This window comes from Neobacillus sp. FW104-15D2 (assembly GCF_058790155.1).
Genome location: NZ_JBYTCJ010000024.1, coordinates 45,677 through 64,296, shown reverse-complemented (window position 1 = coordinate 64,296; position 18,620 = coordinate 45,677). Strand labels below are relative to the sequence as shown.

Annotated in this window: 15 protein-coding genes; 14 read left to right on the top strand and 1 reads right to left on the bottom strand. The window is 39.7% G+C overall.

Annotation, left to right across the window (positions count from 1 at the left end):
- Nucleotides 1-213: 213 nt before the first annotated feature.
- From AC3WR0_RS18050 to AC3WR0_RS17990, 13 genes are all read left to right on the top strand, one after another.
- Entirely contained in the window at nt 214-1,998 is a 1,785-nt protein-coding gene (locus AC3WR0_RS18050) for a SulP family inorganic anion transporter (RefSeq protein ID WP_492553612.1), read from the top strand.
- Nucleotides 1,995-2,333, top strand: coding sequence for an ArsR/SmtB family transcription factor (locus tag AC3WR0_RS18045; RefSeq protein ID WP_492553611.1), 339 nt, complete (start codon nt 1,995-1,997; stop codon nt 2,331-2,333). Before AC3WR0_RS18050 ends, AC3WR0_RS18045 begins: the two co-directional genes overlap by 4 nt.
- A 260-nt stretch (nt 2,334-2,593) precedes the next feature.
- A complete protein-coding gene (locus AC3WR0_RS18040; RefSeq protein WP_492553610.1) occupies nt 2,594-5,017 on the top strand; it encodes an immune inhibitor A domain-containing protein in 2,424 nt (807 codons plus the stop codon).
- A 787-nt stretch (nt 5,018-5,804) separates the two neighbouring features.
- Nucleotides 5,805-8,876: a formate dehydrogenase subunit alpha gene (fdhF, locus tag AC3WR0_RS18035; protein WP_492553609.1), complete on the top strand. Its 3,072-nt coding sequence runs from the start codon at nt 5,805-5,807 to the stop codon at nt 8,874-8,876.
- 80 nt (nt 8,877-8,956) lie between these two features.
- On the top strand, nt 8,957-9,433 hold the full coding sequence (locus tag AC3WR0_RS18030) for a helical membrane plugin domain-containing protein (RefSeq protein WP_027320372.1): 477 nt from the start codon (nt 8,957-8,959) through the stop codon (nt 9,431-9,433).
- A gap of 47 nt (nt 9,434-9,480) precedes the next feature.
- The gene (locus AC3WR0_RS18025; RefSeq protein ID WP_492553608.1) at nt 9,481-9,924 is read left to right on the top strand and encodes a phosphate-starvation-inducible PsiE family protein; all 444 of its coding nucleotides are present in this window, start codon (nt 9,481-9,483) and stop codon (nt 9,922-9,924) included.
- Complete coding sequence (locus tag AC3WR0_RS18020) at nt 9,899-10,246, top strand: Na-translocating system protein MpsC family protein (RefSeq protein ID WP_492553607.1); 348 nt, start codon at nt 9,899-9,901, stop codon at nt 10,244-10,246. Before AC3WR0_RS18025 ends, AC3WR0_RS18020 begins: the two co-directional genes overlap by 26 nt.
- Before the next feature lie 10 nt (nt 10,247-10,256).
- Entirely contained in the window at nt 10,257-11,066 is an 810-nt protein-coding gene (gene fdhD, locus AC3WR0_RS18015; RefSeq protein WP_492553633.1) for a formate dehydrogenase accessory sulfurtransferase FdhD, read from the top strand.
- 164 nt (nt 11,067-11,230) lie between these two features.
- Nucleotides 11,231-12,406 carry a S1C family serine protease gene (locus tag AC3WR0_RS18010; protein ID WP_492553606.1) on the top strand — a complete coding sequence of 392 codons (1,176 nt, stop codon included), beginning with the start codon at nt 11,231-11,233 and terminating at the stop codon, nt 12,404-12,406.
- Between the two features lie 186 nt (nt 12,407-12,592).
- On the top strand, nt 12,593-13,264 hold the full coding sequence (locus AC3WR0_RS18005; RefSeq protein WP_492553605.1) for a hypothetical protein: 672 nt from the start codon (nt 12,593-12,595) through the stop codon (nt 13,262-13,264).
- Between the two features lies 1 nt (nt 13,265).
- Nucleotides 13,266-13,925 (top strand): PspA/IM30 family protein, encoded by a 660-nt coding sequence (locus tag AC3WR0_RS18000; RefSeq protein WP_492553604.1) that lies wholly within the window; start codon nt 13,266-13,268, stop codon nt 13,923-13,925.
- A 115-nt stretch (nt 13,926-14,040) separates the two neighbouring features.
- Nucleotides 14,041-14,178, top strand: coding sequence for a hypothetical protein (locus AC3WR0_RS17995; protein ID WP_492553603.1), 138 nt, complete (start codon nt 14,041-14,043; stop codon nt 14,176-14,178).
- 203 nt (nt 14,179-14,381) lie between these two features.
- On the top strand, nt 14,382-15,101 hold the full coding sequence (locus AC3WR0_RS17990; RefSeq protein ID WP_492553602.1) for a YebC/PmpR family DNA-binding transcriptional regulator: 720 nt from the start codon (nt 14,382-14,384) through the stop codon (nt 15,099-15,101).
- A gap of 168 nt (nt 15,102-15,269) precedes the next feature.
- On the opposite strand, the gene AC3WR0_RS17985 is transcribed toward AC3WR0_RS17990, so the two are convergent.
- Nucleotides 15,270-16,100, bottom strand: coding sequence for an aldo/keto reductase (locus tag AC3WR0_RS17985; protein ID WP_492553601.1), 831 nt, complete (start codon nt 16,098-16,100; stop codon nt 15,270-15,272).
- 245 nt (nt 16,101-16,345) lie between these two features.
- Between AC3WR0_RS17985 and AC3WR0_RS17980 the strand changes: the two genes are divergently transcribed.
- Nucleotides 16,346-18,487: a sensor domain-containing protein gene (locus AC3WR0_RS17980; protein WP_492553600.1), complete on the top strand. Its 2,142-nt coding sequence runs from the start codon at nt 16,346-16,348 to the stop codon at nt 18,485-18,487.
- Nucleotides 18,488-18,620 lie beyond the last annotated feature (133 nt).

Sequence of the window (18,620 nt, the reverse complement as noted above, 5' to 3'; positions counted from 1 at the left end):
AAAAATAAATTCTTGTATCTATGTAAAATAACCTTCCAGTTAGCAAGAAACTTTAACAAACACAAATGAATAAAAAAAACAGTTATCAACACGTACTTCAGGGTAGAGCCAAAAAAATAAAACTTTAAATTGCAAAGACCTCTATTCAATAATACTTTATTGTTGTATATTCAAATAATCAGATATTCAAATTAAATTAAAAGAAGGGTATTTATGAAAAACAACTGGCTGATGCATGACAGGTTCAGGAACTACTCTTTAAGAAGTTTGAGCAAGGACATTCAATCGGGACTCATTGTAGGAGTTATTGCCATTCCATTGGGAATGGCATTTGCGATTGCTTCAGGTGTGAAACCGGAATATGGCATCTACACAACGATTATAGCGGGGATATTGATAGCTCTATTTGGAGGATCAAAATATCAAATTGGCGGACCGACTGGTGCTTTCATACCGATTCTTTTCGGAATCGTCATGAGTTACGGTTATGAAAAGCTTTTACTGGCGGGCATTCTAGCGGGAATAATTTTATTTGTGATGGGGTTATTTAAGCTCGGATCGTTAATAAAGTTTATACCGCGGCCTGTTACGATAGGATTTACAACAGGAATAGCCGTCATTATTTTTACGGGGCAGGTTGCCAACTTTTTTGGGCTATCTGGTATTGAAAAGCATGAGGAGTTTGTAAAAAATATAGGAGAGATTGTCCGCCATATAGATACAATTAATTTCTATAGTGTATTAACAGCCATCATCTGTCTTTTTGCAGTTCTTTTAACCCCACGGCTGGTTCCAAAGGTTCCTGGACCGTTAATTGGATTGGTTGTATCAACACTTGCAGCAATGATTTTTTATCCAGGCCAAGTCGCGACAATTAGGTCCAGTTTTGGGGAGATTCCCAATTCATTGCCACAATTCCAAATACCCAAAATGGAGTGGAATGACATACCAGGCTTGATTAGACCCGCCTTTGTTATTGCAATGCTCGGAGGAATTGAGTCGCTGCTGTCAGCTGTCGTAGCCGATGGAATGACGAGCAGCCGCCATAACAGTAATCGTGAGTTAATTGGCCAGGGAATTGCTAATATGATCGCTCCTTTATTTGGGGGGATTCCTGCTACAGGGGCAATTGCCAGAACCGCTACGAATATTAAAAATGGTGCAGTATCCCCATTATCAGGGATTATTCATGGAATAGTTGTGTTACTAGTTTTGCTGTTTTTTGCACCTTATGCATCGAATATCCCATTGGCAAGTATGGCCCCAATCTTAATGGTGGTCGCATGGAATATGAGTGAAAGGCATGTTTTCTATCATGTTCTAAAAACCAAAACAGGCGATTCACTTATACTATTATTAACATTTCTATTAACTGTATTTTTCAATTTAACCACAGCTGTTGAAGCAGGACTGATATTGTCTGTTATTCTTTTTGCCAAGCGGATGAGTGATGTGACGATTATTGCCAAAAGCCTGCCTAATCCAGGGCATAAGAATGAAAAAATTCAGCCTGAAATGGTTAGCGATACACACGACTGCCCCCAAATCAGTATTTTTAATATAGAAGGACCGCTGTTTTTTGGAGCTGTGCAAACCTTTGAAAAGACAATTATGAGCACAATTAATTACAGGCCAAAGGTATTGCTTCTCAGGATGGGAAAGGTACCGTTTATGGATACCACGGGGGAAGCCAATCTTGCAAGCGTGATCAGCCATTTTTCCAAAAGTGGTCTGGTCTTGATTTCTGGAATTAATCCACAGCCTTTAAGTGTGTTGAAGAAAACAGGATTGTATGAGATTATTGGTTCAGAACAATTTTTTATCCATACAGGAGAAGCTATTCAATTCTCACTTAAACAATTGGATAAAAATAAATGCCTTGGCTGTAAACACTTTGCTTTTAGGGAATGCAAAAAGTTATCTGTGACAGATAGCGTTAATGGTAACAGAATTCCCAGTCCAGTTTATCAGAAGAATTTGGGAGGAAATACATTTTGAATCTTGAAATGCAGCGGTTTAAAGCGGAATTTTTTAAAGCGCTCGCCCATCCACTGCGTATTCGTATATTAGAACTCCTTTCAGAAGGAGATAAAAACGTCAATGAACTTCAGGCATTGGTTGGGAGCGAGGGCTCAGCAGTTTCCCAGCAGCTGACTGTTTTGCGCGCCAAAAATATTGTTACTGGAACAAAAGAGGGCAATCGGGTTATCTATTCTTTGAGAGACCCGATGATAGTAGAATTACTTACAATAGCAAGGCAAATTTTCAATAACCATCTGGTAGATACAATGACAATGCTGGAGAAGTTAAATGATGGTGAGGAAATAGAATAGGGAAAACAGGGTGGAAAAGTCCACCCTTTTTTTTTATGCCTTCAATTTATTGGGAAAATTTCTTTTAGACATATAAGTAGGTTTTCCTACAAATAAAGGTAGAAAAACCTACCAAAAGATTACTAGAAATAGAAAAATAGTCCAAAAGTGGGAGAAAAATTGTTTTAATTGTCAGAAAATGAAACTTTCATACTGTTGCAAAATAATAATTTTCCAAATATTATAAATATGTGAATAACAAATTTTGAGGGGGTAATTCATTGAACAAATTTTTAAAGTCAGGTCTGACAACGGCTGTTATCGCCGGAACACTATTCTCAGGGTTCCCTGGAAATTATTTTAATACTGCAGGAACCAGCCCACTACATAAGGTTCAGGCTCAGACAAATGTTTCCCAATCTTACGGGTCTTTGGATTTATCAATTGTCAATGATGAAAAATTGCTAGAATCATTGATTAAAAGAGGAGTCATTCCTGCAGGTGCTAGTGCTGCTGAAAAGCAGAAGGCTCTGAACAACTATCTTGCAGTAAAGGGTAAAGAGGATAAAGTAAAACAATCTGATCCTCTTGCTGCAAAAGTAAAAGCGGCAGATTCAGAGAAACAACATAAATTTAAGGATTTTAACAATGGTCTTTTAAAAGGAAAAGGTAATAAGAATGGGCAGTTAAAGGGGAATCCTGATCCTGTAGAGGAAGGTACATCTCCGGGAATACAGAAGAAGGGGAAATTACTTACATTAATGGTGGAGTATTCCGATGTAGCACACAACAATATTAAGCCCGGTGAGACAGATAATTATTATGCAGACTACAATACTGATCACTATGAAAAAATGATTTTTGGTAAAGAGGGTGAGTATAAAGGCCCTAATGGAGAAAATCAAGTTTCACAGAAGCAATTCTATGAAGAACAATCTGGTGGTACTTATACAGTCGATGGTCAAGCTTATGGATGGCTTAAAGTACCGGGAACAGCCGCATACTATGGTTCTGACAAAGCTACTGGAGGTCACGATAACGTAACGCCAGGTGGTTCTAAACAGTTAGTGAAGGACACATTAGATGCCGCTAAGGCTGCAGGTGTTCCTCTCCAGAACTATGATTTGGAAGATCCGCATGACCTTGATGGTGACGGAAACTTTTGGGAGCCAGATGGTTTAGTAGATCACTTACAAATTATACATTCAGGCATGGGACAGGAAGCAGGAGGTGGCTCGCTAGGTGACAAATCTATTTGGTCACACCGTTCAGCCGTATTCTATGACCCAGATGGACTTGGAAAAGGGTTACCTGGATTCTACGATTATACAATGATGCCTGAAGATGGGGCTACCGGCGTATTCGCTCATGAATATGGCCATGACTTAGGTCTTCCAGATGAATACGATACAATTTACTCAGGTACTGGGGAAGCAATCGGCTACTGGTCCATTATGGCAAGCGGTTCATGGGCAGGAAAAATCCCAGGTGCTGAACCTTCAGGATTCTCTCCATTTGCCAAATCTTATTTCCAATCTACATTGGGTGGTAAGTGGACTGCACCAACCGTTGTTAAGTGGGATGAAGTATCTACAAAAGGAACTCAATTCCTTCTTGACCAAGCAAACTCACCACTTGGACAAAATAATCAGGCTATTCAAGTGAATTTGCCTCAAAAGAAAACTCCTGTAAATACGCCTGCTGGTGGAACGCATGAATATTGGGGCGGTCAAGCAGATGAGTCAGATACAAATATGGTTACTGATGTTGATTTAACAGGTAAATCATCTGCTGCATTAACATTTGATGCTTGGTATGATATAGAAGAACAATGGGACTTTGGATTTGTACAGGTTTCTACAGATAATGGAGCTACCTGGAAGTCTCTTGGTAACAATCATACTCGCAGTGATGTTGTTCCTGAAGGTTACCCAACAATCTTAAATTCAATGCCTGGATTTACAGGTAATTCAAACGGATGGCAAGCCCAGTCATTTGATCTATCTGATTATAAAGGACAGAAAATCAAACTTCGTCTTCGCTATGCAACAGATTGGGGTTCCTCTTATGCAGGATTCTATGTTGATAATCTTAAAGTTGTAGCAGATGGTCAAACAGTAGTAGAAGATAGTGCTGAGAATGCAACTTCACCATTTGTGTTGAATGGATTTACTAAATCTGATGGAAATAAATATTCAGACCATTACTATCTATTAGAATGGCGCAGCCATAACGGTGTTGACCAAGGGTTAGGGCACATAGCACGTGGAAAGTCACTAATGAGCTACGATGGTGGATTAGTGATCTGGTATGTTGATCCAAGTTATACTGACAACTGGACTGGTCCGGTGTCAGCTGGAGGTCACCCTGGTGATGGATTCCTTGGGGTTGTCGATTCACACCTAAGCAATGACTTGAGATGGAATGTTGCGGATGGAACATCTCCAGAGGCAAGCACACGCTATCATATTGCTGATGCTGCTTTTGGATTGAATCCAACTTCCGGTTTGAATCTGAATTATCCAGGTTTACAGACATTAACATCTCCAAGCCTGCCTGCAGTATCGTTGTTTGATGACAGCAACTCATTTGCAAATAAATTTATGCCAGATGCCGGCCGTAATCTCGGCAAATTTGGTCTAAAAGTTCGTGTAAATGGTCAATCTACTGACAAGTCTGTTGGCTCTGTCGTAATCTACAAATAATACCTTTTAGGAACCCGGGTCTATGACCTGGGTTTCTTTTGTTTAGGACGCATTTTATTGTTTTATTGTTTTATTGTAAGGAATCCGCGACACTCTTCGATGGTGCATTTAGATTTCCTTTCGATGTTTATCCTGGAAGATGGTTCAATGTCCTTCAGAAAAAAAGGGCTTGGCGGTTCGTCCGCTGAAAAGGAAGCCGATTCCCTTATTACTAAAAACTGTACTCCTTTTTAAATCACTCTTTTCCAAGAGCTTGTAGCAAGTTGAAGAAACTATGATCAAAAATAGGCGAGATCCTCGAAAATGCATTCGCATTTTCTTCGTGCGGTGTCCATTCACCGATGCAATCTCAACGTCCTGCGGGAAAAGCAAGCCAGGCGAGACCCAGCAGGTCGTTAGCGACCGAGGAGGCTCGCGGATTGCCCGCGGAAAGCGAGCCTATTTTTGCTTTTATAAACATCAAAGTTTTTACCAATCTATATTAATAGTTTCCACTGCATTGACAGTGAAAACTAAAAGTACTAAACTTGTAAAAGTGGTGTTCATGCTTTTTTGAAAAGTATGGGTGCTACTTATCTTATTAATATTGACGGATTGGTAAAAAGTATTAGTAAATGCTCGATATACATCCATCATGAAGCAATTATGTGTTGTCACATATTTGCTTTGTGATGGATTTTTTGCGTTTATAGCTTTTTTGATAGAAGTTTTAAACGAAATGGCTCTGCTTTCGCCTTTTAGGTGAGGCAATCGCCGAGGTTTCTTTAATTTTCTGGGGGTTAGGAGTATGACAATAAAGACAGTTACTGTTTCTATTAACGGGGAAACAAAAGAAGTAGTAGAAGGTGCACGCATTCTTGACCACTTAATGGCCGAGGGAGTGGAACATCCGCATATTTGCTATTCAGAAATTACCGGTCCCATTCAGACATGCGATACATGTATGTGTGAGATTGACGGCCAATTAATGAGAGCCTGCTCAACCACATTTGTGGATGGCATGGAAATTAAAACAAGCTCGGAGCTGGCAAAGTCAGCACAAGCAGAAGCTATGGACAGGATTCTTGAAAACCATATGCTTTATTGTACAGTGTGTGACAACAACAATGGCAATTGCCGCATACATAATACGGCGGAGCAAATGGGTATTGAACATCAAACTCGCCCATTCACACCAAAGGGATACGATGTCGATATGTCCCATCCATTCTATCGCTATGACCCGGACCAATGTATATTATGCGGACGCTGCGTTGAAGTTTGCCAGGATGTTCAGGTAAACGAAACCTTGACCATTGACTGGGAAAGCAATAAGCCGAGAGTGCTTTGGGACGGCGGGAAGTCTATAAATGAATCCTCTTGTGTTTCATGCGGACAGTGCTCGACCGTCTGCCCATGTAATGCATTACAGGAAAAATCAATGCTTGGCCAGGCCGGATTTATGTCTGGTATAGAAGATAATCTTTTATCACCGATGATTGATTTGGTAAAAGCAGTTGAACCAAGCTATACAGGCATTTTTGCTATTTCCGAAGTGGAGGCAGCCATGCGGGATACCAGAACAAGGAAAACCAAAACAGTTTGTACTTTTTGTGGTGTAGGCTGTTCATTTGAGGTTTGGACAAAAGGCCGTGAAATATTAAAGGTAGAGCCTGTTGAACAGGCACCGGTTAACAGCATTTCTACCTGTGTAAAAGGTAAGTTCGGCTGGGATTTTGTAAACTCTGATGAAAGATTGACTACCCCATTGATTCGTAAAGGAGATCAATTTGTTAAGGCGTCATGGGATGAGGCATTAACTCTTATTTCACAAAAAATGGGCGCTATTCAAGCAACTGATGGACCTAATGCAATCGGATTTGTTTCTTCTTCAAAAATTACAAATGAAGAAAATTACTTAATGCAAAAACTCGCCCGTCAGGTATTTACTACAAATAACGTTGATAACTGCTCCAGGTACTGCCAGTCACCTGCAACAGACGGCTTAATGTCAACAGTAGGCTTTGGAGGAGACTCAGGTACAATTGAGGATATTTCAAAAGCAGGTTTAGTAATGATTGTTGGTGCAAACCCAACAGAAGGACACCCAGTTCTTGCAACCCGGGTAAAACGGGCTCAAAAACTAAACGGCCAGAAATTGATTGTTTCCGATCTTCGTAAGCATGAAATGGCCGAACGTGCGGACTTGTATGTGCATCCTAACCAGGGAACGGATTTTGTATGGCTTAGTGCGGTAGCAAATTATATTCTTGAGCAGGGCTGGGAAGATAAAGAGTTTATCTTAAATCATGTTAACCAGTTCGTGGAATATAAAAACCATCTATCCAAATTCACTTTAGAATACGCTGAGCAAACTACAGGTATTTCAATAGATACACTTAAAGAAATGGCCAGAATGATTCATGAAGCCGATGGAACCTGTGTGCTTTGGGGAATGGGTGTTACACAAAACGTTGGAGGAAGCCATACATCTGCAGCTATATCTAATCTATTACTGCTAACTGGTAACTATATGCGTCCAGGTGCAGGTGCCTACCCTCTTCGTGGACATAACAATGTACAGGGTGCATGTGATATGGGAACTCTTCCAGGCTGGCTTCCAGGCTATCAGCATATTACTGATGAAGCTGCCCGTGCAAAATTTGAAGAGGCATATGGCGTAGAAATATCCGGTAAGCCTGGTAAAGACAATATTCAAATGCTTGAGGCGGTCGAAGCTGGAGAGCTAAAAGCAATGTATCTTGTTGGTGAAGATATGGCATGGATTGACTCTAATGCTAACCATGTTCACGATACATTATCTAAGCTTGAATTCTTTGTTGTTCAGGATGTTTTCTTTACAAAAACGGCTCAGTTTGCTGATGTTATTTTGCCTGCAGCACCATCACTTGAAAAGGATGGAACCTTCACAAATACAGAGCGCCGGGTTCAAAGACTTTATCAGGTTCTTGAACCTCTCGAAGATTCAATGCCAGACTGGTGGATTATCCAGCAGGTTGCAAACTATATGGGGGCTGAGTGGAATTATCAACACCCTAGTGAAATTTATGCGGAAATGGCAAGCCTTTCACCTATTTTTAAAGAAGCAAGCTATGAAAAACTCGAGGGCTGGAACAGCTTCTTATGGGGCAGCAATAACGGGGAAAGCACTCCGCTACTATTTACGGAAGGCTTCAATTTCCCTGATAAAAAGGCGGTATTTTCTTTAGTTGAATACATTCCTCCTTATCATTTTGGAGAAGAATTCGACTTAGTTTTAAACAATGGCCGTTTGCTTGAGCATTTCCACGAAGGAAATCTGACTAATAAATCAAAAGGCTTGCTTTATAAGCTTCCTGAGGTATTCGCCGAGGTTTCTCCTGAGCTTGCAAATGAGCGCGGAATTTTCGAGGGAGCGCTTGTAAGACTGGTTTCTCCTTACGGTGCCATTAAGTTAAGAGCCACCATTACAGACAGGGTTCAAGGAAAAGAGTTGTATGTACCAATGCACTCTGTCAGCCATGAAAATGCGATTAACTTGCTTACAGGAAGTGCAGGAGATGTTAAAACGAATACACCTGCCTACAAGCAGACAAGGGTCAAAATGGAAATTTTGAATACAAAAGGGGATTCGCCGCTTCCTTCCTTCAATCCAAGAAACGCGAAGCGCACACCGCAAATGGGTGCTGAAGTACATCGTAAATGGAAACGTGATGATTACCAGCCGATAGCTTCAGTCAACGAGTATATAAAACCGGGTTCCCAGAAAACTCCGTCTGTTAAGGAAAAAGTAAAACAGGAATCTCAAAATATGGATTCGGTGAACAAATCTGGAAAACCAATTTCTCGAGATAAAAAACAAGATTTAGTTCTGAAATAAATAACAGGGGTAGAAAGTCCATTGCCAATGCTTTTTTTTGGTGTGGGCTTTCTGCGGTATGGAAAAGGGAGAACGAAAAAATGGCAAAGCCAATTTCTATGATTTTTGAAGAACAGAAAACTGGTGAGGAAAAGAATCAGGAGTCGATTCAAAGCCTGAAGGAACACGCAGCAGAAAATACGGAGGCCTTAAAAGAAGCCATAGTACTTATCAGTGAGCTCCAGGGAAGCGGAATATTGGATGCCGCTGTTTCTCTGGTAAAAGCAAAAGAAAAAGTGGCGGAAATTGCTATTGGACAAATGGTCCGTCCGCCTGTCACCAATATGATTAATAACGCCATGGCTGCTGCGGGAGCCTTAAGTGAGTTAGACCCAGAATTTACAAAAAAACTGGTTAACGGATTAAATATGGGAATAAAGAAGGCTGATGAGGGATTACAGTCCAATAAAAAAGCAAGTGTATGGGACCTTGTAAAGGCGATGAAGGACCCGGATATAAACCGTACCCTTCTATTTGGTCTAAACCTTATAAAAGGCATCGGGCAAGGCTTAAAATAAAACAGGAAAAAAATAAAATTATTTCTAGTTAGAAAGGGTAAAACTAAATGGAAAATAAACTCCTGATCCTAGCTGTAACGAAATTTTCCAATGTGGTCAAAATCGTTACATTATCAATTTTATTAATCCTATTAAGTTATTTAATGATTAGGCAGATCTATTCAATAGGAGAAATGGCCATTTACAGCCCTAAAGATGTTCATTCAATTTTAGAACAGGTCGTTAACTTTTTTCTTTATTTTGCTTTCTTTACTATGGTCGTTGTGTATTTTAAAAATGGTGAGTATTTTCAGCTCCGGTACCTTATTTATATTGGAATTACAGCAACCATCCGATTTATCATTGTTAACCGGTCTGATGTATTTCAAAATTTGCTATTATCGATTGTTATTTTAGTACTTATTGTAGGCTATTTGCTTTTGGCCCCTTCAAAGTCAATATTGGGGAAGAAAAGGGGGGAAACAGATGAGCAAAAGAGAACATCAATTTAATGAAGTTGTCCGGAAAGTCCGAAAAGATCTTTTTGGAAAAGGTCCTGATTCTATAAAAACGGTATTTGTTGATAGTATGGCCATTACAACATTAAAAGGAAATCTTACCCCGGTTGAAAAATTTATTATACAGAGTCCGGAAGGCTTTGAACAAGTACACAGAGCAAGGACAAAAATGATTCAGGATCACTATAAAAAGGAGCCTCCAGTGGAGCTCGAAGAAGTAATGCAAAGTAAGCTGGTTCACTTATTTTCGGATATTAATATTGAAGAAGATATCGCTGTATCCGTCTTTATGTTTGAACAGCCGATTGAGAGGTGACTTTAATTTGCTGCAAAATGAAACCAATCTTTCTATTACTCGCTTTCAAAACGGCGAACTATGGGAAACAGATGATACGATTGTGACTGAATTCCCGATAACCATAAAGCTAAACCAGGAGGAGTTTGCTACGCTTGTGTGCACTCCGGAATATTTGGAAGATCTGGTTATTGGCTTTCTGGCTTCAGAACATGTAATTAAAAGCTATAGTGATATCGAGAATTTATGGATAGAAGAAGGACGGGGCTTTGCTCATGTTTCGGTGAAAAATATCCATCTGCTAAATGATCAATTCCGTTCAAAAAGATATATTACATCATGCTGCGGGATGTCCCGCCAAGGCTTTTATTTTGTTAATGATGCTTTAACGGTTAAAAAAGTAGGACATATCAAAATAAGCCTGACTCCGGCAGAATGTATTGAAATGATGGATAATCTCCAGCAGGAGGCAGAAACCTTTAAACGGACCGGAGGTGTCCATAATGCTGCGCTTTGTGACAAAACCGGGATGCAGCTATTGCGTATGGATATTGGCAGGCACAACGCTTTGGACAAGCTTTTTGGCCACTGTTTGAAAAATTCTATCCCGACTGATGATAAAATCCTCGTTTTCAGTGGAAGAATATCGAGTGAAATTTTAATAAAAGCATCTAAAATGGGATGTTCAGTGATCCTATCAAAATCTGCTCCAACTGAGCTTGCGATAGAACTAGCCAACAAACTTGGTATTACAACAGTTGGTTTTATTAGAAATGAAAGTTTTAATATCTACACAAACGACTGGAGAATATCAGATACAAAAGAACCAGAATTATCCTAACAGAGCTGTGAAATGGCTCTGTTTTTTATTGTGTTTAAAACTGGTAAATGGAGGAAGATTGTATAAAATCCCTAATATGAGTTTGATAGATATCCGGAAGGGAAAATTTAAAGCAATATTTAATAGTTAAACCTCAGGAATCTAACAGGAAGGGATGGAAACGGATGGAGTTTATAAGAAACACTCGAAAGTGGTTTCTCCCAGGATTAATTGGTGCGTTAATTGGTGCTTTGGTCATTCTGGCAGCGACTTCATATTTACAAGGAGAAAACTCAGTAAAGACTGCAGCCGATGTAGGAAAAAAAGCTGTAATGGACGGAAAAGCTCTTGCAGCAGATGATAATCAGGAATCGGAGGTCACCAGAGCTGTTAAAAAAGCAAAGGATGCCGTAGTGAGTGTAGTAAATTTTCAGCAGGGCAGCGGTGATATTCTGCAGGGTACAACGCCGAAAGCTGTAAGCTCTGGATCTGGTGTTATTTATAAAAAAGAAGGATCAAAAGCGTATATTGTGACGAACCACCATGTAGTCGATAGAGCAACCCAGCTTGAAGTTAATTTAAATAATGGAGATAAGCTGCAGGCAAAGCTTTTAGGCTCTGATCCATTATCGGATCTGGCTGTTCTTCAGGTGGACGGAAAAAATATAAGTGATGTAATCGAAATGGGCGAATCAGACCACTTAGAACCAGGAGCATCAGCCATAGCTATAGGTAACCCTCTTGGATTCCTGCAGGGTACTGTTACAAAAGGTGTTATAAGTGCAGCCCAGCGAACCATGCCAGTTGACCTTGACCAGAATGGTGCAGTGGATTGGCAGGCTGAGGTTATTCAGACAGATGCTTCTATTAATCCTGGAAACAGCGGAGGTGCATTAATTGACATTAACGGCCAGCTGATTGGTATCAACTCCTCAAAAATTTCACAGGATGCTGTTGAAGGAATAGGGTTTGCCATTCCAATTAGTGCCGCCAAACCAATTATGAAGGACCTTGAAAAATATGGAAAAGTGCGCAGGCCATTTATTGGTATTGGACCAATGTCACTTGATGAAATTCCATCCCAGTACTGGAGCAGAACACTTCATCTTCCAGCTAGTGTGAAAAAAGGAATTGTAATCATGTCCGTTGCATCGAATTCTCCCGCTCAAAAAGCCGGCTTAAAAAAATTAGATGTCATTACCTCTATTGATAATAATAAGATTAATGATGCATTGGGATTAAGGCAATATTTATATCGCATTGCAAAACCTGGAGATAAAGTAAAAATAACATTTTATCGTCAAGGTAAAGAGAAGTCTGCAAATCTCACCATTGAAGAAGGCCAGGCATCAGCTCAATAATAATCCATTTGTTAACAGGCAGTTTCATAACTGCCTGTTTTTTTTTTGAGGACTTATAGACAAATTTGTGACAAAACAAGAAATGCCTCCTTGAGGTTTCTTTTTATTTGAAAAGTTAAGAAAATGTTAAGGTATCTCTTTCATAATGATGTTGTAAGACAGTAAAGGACGTAAGGAGGACATACAATGGAAGAAATCGGGCAGATCAAAAAGCGTCGTAAAAGAGGGTGGTTAATGGTACCGCTTCTGGCATTAATCTTTGCTGCTGCAATTTTTAGTGTCAACCATGGCAGATGGGGAGCAAATGAACGGAATCACTTCCTTCCTAACGCTCAGGCATTTAATGGAAGTCAACAAATGCCGCCACAGAAAGCGGTTCAATTGCCGCACCAAGGGCAACCGGGTAAAAACGGAACCTTTATTGGCCGTAGTGGCAGGGGTGGGGAGCGTATGCAGCAAATGAACGGCCGCCAAGCTGGTATGCATTTCGGTCACGGACCAATGGCAAGGGGATTCAGAGGACCTCATCACTTTGCTTTTGGGCTAATCAATTGGATTTTTGCAGGTGCAGTATTCTTCATTGGATGGCTATTACGCAAAACCGCTGGAAGCAGCATCGTAAGAAAGTGGACAGGCTGGCTTGTTATGTTTGTCGGAGCTGTTCTGATTTTGAAAGGGTTCCTTATTGTCATTGCAGCTGCTGTCTTTGTTTATTGGCTCTATAAAAAATGGAAAAAAAGTGAAAAAGGTCAAAGCTGGGACGTGCCAGTTTCATTTCAGGCTTCACCTGTTCCAATAAACAGCCATGCTGACCTGTTGGATGAATGGGAAAGAAATATTTCAAAGGAGGAGAAGTAAAATGGGGATTTTAAAAAGAGTAAAAACAATTTTTACTGCAGATTTACACGAGGCACTAGATAAGATGGAAAATCCTTTAGTCATGATGAACCAATATATGAGAGAGCTGGAGGGTCAGGTTTCGGAGGCGGAAAAAGCGCTTGCCCAGCAGCTGTACTTGGAAAATCGGTATGCCCAGTTAGTAGCTGATGCGGAAGCTTTAGTTGCCAAACGCGGCAGACAGGCGGAACTCGCTATTTCAAGGAACGAGGAAGACGTGGCAAGATTAGCGTTAAAAGAGAAAATTCTTCAGGAAGAAAAACTGAAAAACTATCAGGCCCAATTGGCTGCGATCAAAAACCAAACCGCTACTCTTCAGGGGCAAATCGTCAAGCTAAGTGAAAAGTATCAGGAACTGGAATATAAAAAGCTCAATCTTCTGTCAAGAGCCCATGCGGCTAAAGCAGTAAGGCAATCGCAGGAGTCTTTATCCGCCTTTGATGCTTCAAGTGCTGTAAATGGATTTGCAAAAGTAGAAAGCTATGTTCAAAAGCTAGAAGCAGAAGCTGCTGCAAGCACACAGTTCTATCGATTAACTTGCGGGAACAATACCGTAACCCTTAATGACGATTTGCAGGAAAAGGTAAACCAGGAGCTTGAAAGGTTAAAGAAAATAGAATAATCAGGAACATATACAGAGGAGCCACAGCTATTGTGGCTCCTTTGTAATATAAATTGGAATATGTTCCTTGAAAATCTATAGTAAATATTAATAGAGATAATAAGACGGAAACATAATGAGTTTTATTACTGTTAGGAAATTTAATAGCCATGATGAAAAGAGAGTAAAGGAAATTATTTTAGGAACTACTGAACAGTTTAAAGCAGCACAGCGCTTTTATGAAAAAAAGCTCTGCCAGCAAACTATCCTGTAATGGCAGTTGACCATAAATATGTCCTATAAATTCTTAAAATTTCGTCTCTATTATTTGGCTTTTAACAAATTACAGATTTAAGGTATAATGTTATTTGGTAAATTAAATGAATTATCAACCGGCATATATTTTTTTCAGAATTACGGAACGGCTTCTGAATTGAGGCCGAGCCAAAGAATTAAAGATGAAAGAGAGTGTTCATAATGGGCCGTAAATGGAACAATATTAAGGAAAAAAAGGCGTCAAAGGACGCTAATACAAGCCGTATATATGCAAAATTTGGACGTGAGATTTATGTTGCTGCGAGACAGGGTGAGCCAAATCCCGAATCCAATCAGGCATTAAAATTTATGCTCGAGCGTGCAAAGACTTACAGTGTGCCAAAACATATTATCGACCGTGCGATTGAAAAAGCAAAAGGCGGTTCTGAGGAAAGCTTTGATGAACTTCGCTATGAAGGATTTGGCCCAAATGGCTCTATGATAATTGTCGACGCTCTTACAAATAACGTAAACCGTACTGCATCCGATGTCCGTGCTGCTTTTGGCAAAAATGGCGGGAACATGGGTGTCAGTGGATCTGTAGCCTATATGTTCGATCCTACTGCTGTTATCGGGATGGAAGGAAAATCAGCTGATGATGTACTTGAGATCCTTATGGAAGCTGATGTTGATGCGCGTGATATTCTTGAAGAAGAAGATTCTGTCATCGTATACGCAGATCCTGAACAATTCCATGCTGTACAGGAAGCATTAAGAAATGCTGGTATCGAAGATTTCACCGTTGCGGAAATTACAATGCTGGCACAAAATGAAGTTACACTTCCTGAAGATGGCCAGTCAAAATTCGAAAAGCTTATTGATACTCTTGAAGAATTGGAAGATGTCCGCCAGGTATACCACAATGTAGATTTAGGCGAATAAAAAGAACAAAAGGCTTTTGCCTTTTGTTCTTTTTTGTTGGAATTATGTTTCTCTAAAATCTTAAGTCAGTGCCTCTGCTCCAAATTTATTTCAGAGATGCGGCTGTCAGCTTATCGCAAAATATCTTCAAAGAAGCCTTTCACGACATGATTCGCTTATGCATTTCTATTAAAAATTGAAGTTGTCAGGGTCTGATCCAATTCGCTCATGTTTATTAAGAGAATTAATTCTTTCCATGTCTTCAGAGGATAATTCAAAATCAAAAATGTTGGCATTTTCTATAATACGATGTTCTTTAATAGACTTTGGAATGGTTACAACCTCATTTTGGAGATCCCATCTTAAAATAACCTGAGCAGCTGACTTCTGATACTTTTGTCCAATTTCTTCAATGACTGGCTCATTTAAAAGCTCACCTTGCTTTAATGGTGACCAGGCTTCAAGCTGAATGCCCTCGCTCTTACAGAACTCATGAAGCTCTTTCTGAGTTAAATGCGGATGATACTCTACCTGGTTAACCATAGGCTTGATTTCTGCTTCTGCTAAAATATCCTTTAAATGATGCACATGATGATTGCTGACACCAATAGCTTTGACGCGGCCATCTTTATATAACTTTTCAAGCGCTTTCCAGGTTTCAACATACTTTCCTTTTACAGGCCAGTGAATCAAGTAAAGATCAAGATAGTCTAGACCGAGCTTCTCCAGGCTTGTATCAAAAGCTTTTAGAGTTGATTCATATCCTTGGTCAGCGTTCCAAACCTTAGAGGTGATAAAAAGTTCTTCGCGTGGCACTCCAGATTCCTTAATACCCTGTCCAACACCTTCCTCGTTTTTGTAAACGGCTGCTGTATCAATGCTTATATATCCGTTTTGGATTGCAGCTTTTACAGAATCAATTACCTCAGATCCCTCTTTTACCTTGAAAACACCAAGACCAAACCAAGGCATTTCAACCCCGTTATGTAACTTTACTGTACTTTTTAAATCTAATGCCATTGCTATCCCTCCTAATTTATCATGCTACTTTATCTTCTCACAAAATTGAAAAAACTGAAAATTTAATGTCTATACTCCAAAAATAGTCAAAAGCGTCAAAAATAAGGAGAAATATGGATGGTTTTAATGCTAATATGTAGTTATAGTTAAGACTAAGTCGGAATTTCCTATTTCCCGAAAAAAGGGTCGGGTATTGGAAAAATAAAAGGGATTGACCCATTTTTATAATAAGGACGGGATAGTTCGTGAAAAAGCAAAACCCCTCTTTGACAATTGCAGAAATGGACAGACTTCAAAAGAGGATTGAAGATTTGGAGAGAATTGAGGCAGAGTTAATGAGAAGGCTCCGAATCAATGATGACTACATCTCGAAAGTCCTCGATGCGCTGCCTATTAATATATTTTTGGAAGATCCCGATGGTAAAACGATTTTTGCCAATGAACAGGCATGTAAAGCCAATGGTAAAACCAAGGAAGAATTAATTGGGAAAACAGTATATGATTTTTTTCCTGAATCAATAGCCAGTGATGTTCGAAATGGCGACCTGAGTGTCTGGGAGAACAGAAGATTAACAACTAGGGAAATTAAAACGGGTTTTCAGGGAAAAGAAAACTATATGTTTGCTGGAAAAACTATCATACAGTTAGAGGAATCTAAGGAAGACTTCCTGCTGGGTTTCGCTCTTGATATAACAGATCGGATAAAAGCTGAACAGCTTTTGAGAGAAAGTGAGGAGAAGTTTAGGAGCCTGGTAGACCAGGCGGCAGACAGCTTCTTTCTTATTTCCCCTTCTGGCCATATTATTGATGTAAATATGACCGCGAGTGAACTGTTGGGTTATAAAAAAAGTGAACTTTTAAAGCTTACTGCAGAGGATTTATTCATCCATTTGAAAGATAAGATAACTAAAAGGTGGAAGGGAAATAAATCTTATAGGTTTGAAGATTTTATTCTTACAAAAGAAAAAGAAGAGGTACCGGCGGACATTAATGTCCGTCAGGTGAAAATTGGAGGCAAGCCATATTTTCTTGCTTTATGCCGGGATATTAGGGATAAAAAGCAGGCAGAAGAGTTAATGGAACATATGGCTTATCATGATGCGCTTACAGGTTTGCCAAACCGGTGGTACACCCAAACCTGGCTTGAAGGACGTCTCGTTAATAGTTTAAGTGGGAAGAAGCCATTTGGTATTCTGTTAATTGACCTTGACCGGTTCAAAGTTATAAATGATAGCTTGGGACATCACGCTGGAGATTTACTCTTGCAAAGAGTGTCTTTACAGCTTCAGGAAGCTATTGGTAAAGAAAAAGGAAACATACTTGCGAGATTCGGCGGGGATGAGTTTATGATTCTTCTCCCTGATGCAAAAAGTGCTAAGGATGCATTCATTATTTGTGAAAGAATCATGGAGATAATGACGGAGCCATATTATATTTATGATCAAAAGTTTAATATTACCGCCAGTATAGGGATTTGCCTATTTCCTGAGGATGGTCAGGATGTAAATACTCTTATAAAGAATGCTGATATGGCCATGTACCGATCTAAGGAGCAGGGCAGAAATTGCTACAGCCTTTTTAATCCATCTATGAAGGAAGATGCCATTGAACGAATGGATAAAGAAATTCTCCTTCGAAAAGCACTTGATGAAAATGAGTTTGTTCTCCATTACCAGCCCAAAATGGATATTTTAAACGGAAAAATCCAGGGAATGGAGGCATTGATACGCTGGAAAAATGACCAGGGAAAAATTCTTTACCCCGATTCATTTATCGATATTGCTGAGGAAACAGGACTAATTGTTCCAATTGGTGATTGGGTAATTCGTGAAGCCTGTCAGGAATGCAAACGATGGCAGGACGCAGGTTTAACAGATTTATCCGTAAGTGTAAATTTGTCACTTCAGCAGTTTCATAAGCAAAATCTCGAGCAGCTTATTGCTTCAGTTTTAGAGGAAACCGGTCTGTCTGCCTCATCACTTGAACTTGAACTAACAGAAAGCACGGTTATGAAGCATCCTGCACAGGCGGCTATCGTCTTAAATAACCTAAAGTCTCTTGGAGTTTCTATCTCTATTGATGACTTTGGAACAGGATTTTCTTCGTTAAGTTATCTAAAGCATTTTCCGATTGATACTCTAAAGATCGATAAATCCTTTATTATGAACCTTGAATGGGATGAAGCTAATACTGCCATTGCTTCAGCAGTCATATCTCTAGCGCAAAGTCTCAATTTACGAGTGGTAGCTGAAGGTGTTGAAACAAAAGAACAGCTGGATTTTTTACGAAGTAAAAACTGTAACCTTGCCCAGGGCTACTTCATTAGCAAACCTCTTGAAAGTATTAAGGCACTAAGCTTTGTGCAGGATAAAATAATTACTGTATAAAAAAGAGACTGGCTCAATCAAAATGAGACAGTCTCTTTGGCTTAATCAGAATTTATTTTTGTAAATTCTAAACGAATAAGTTTAACTGCGGTTCTGCTCTCACCTAAAGGCTCGACACTCACCGAGTTTCCTA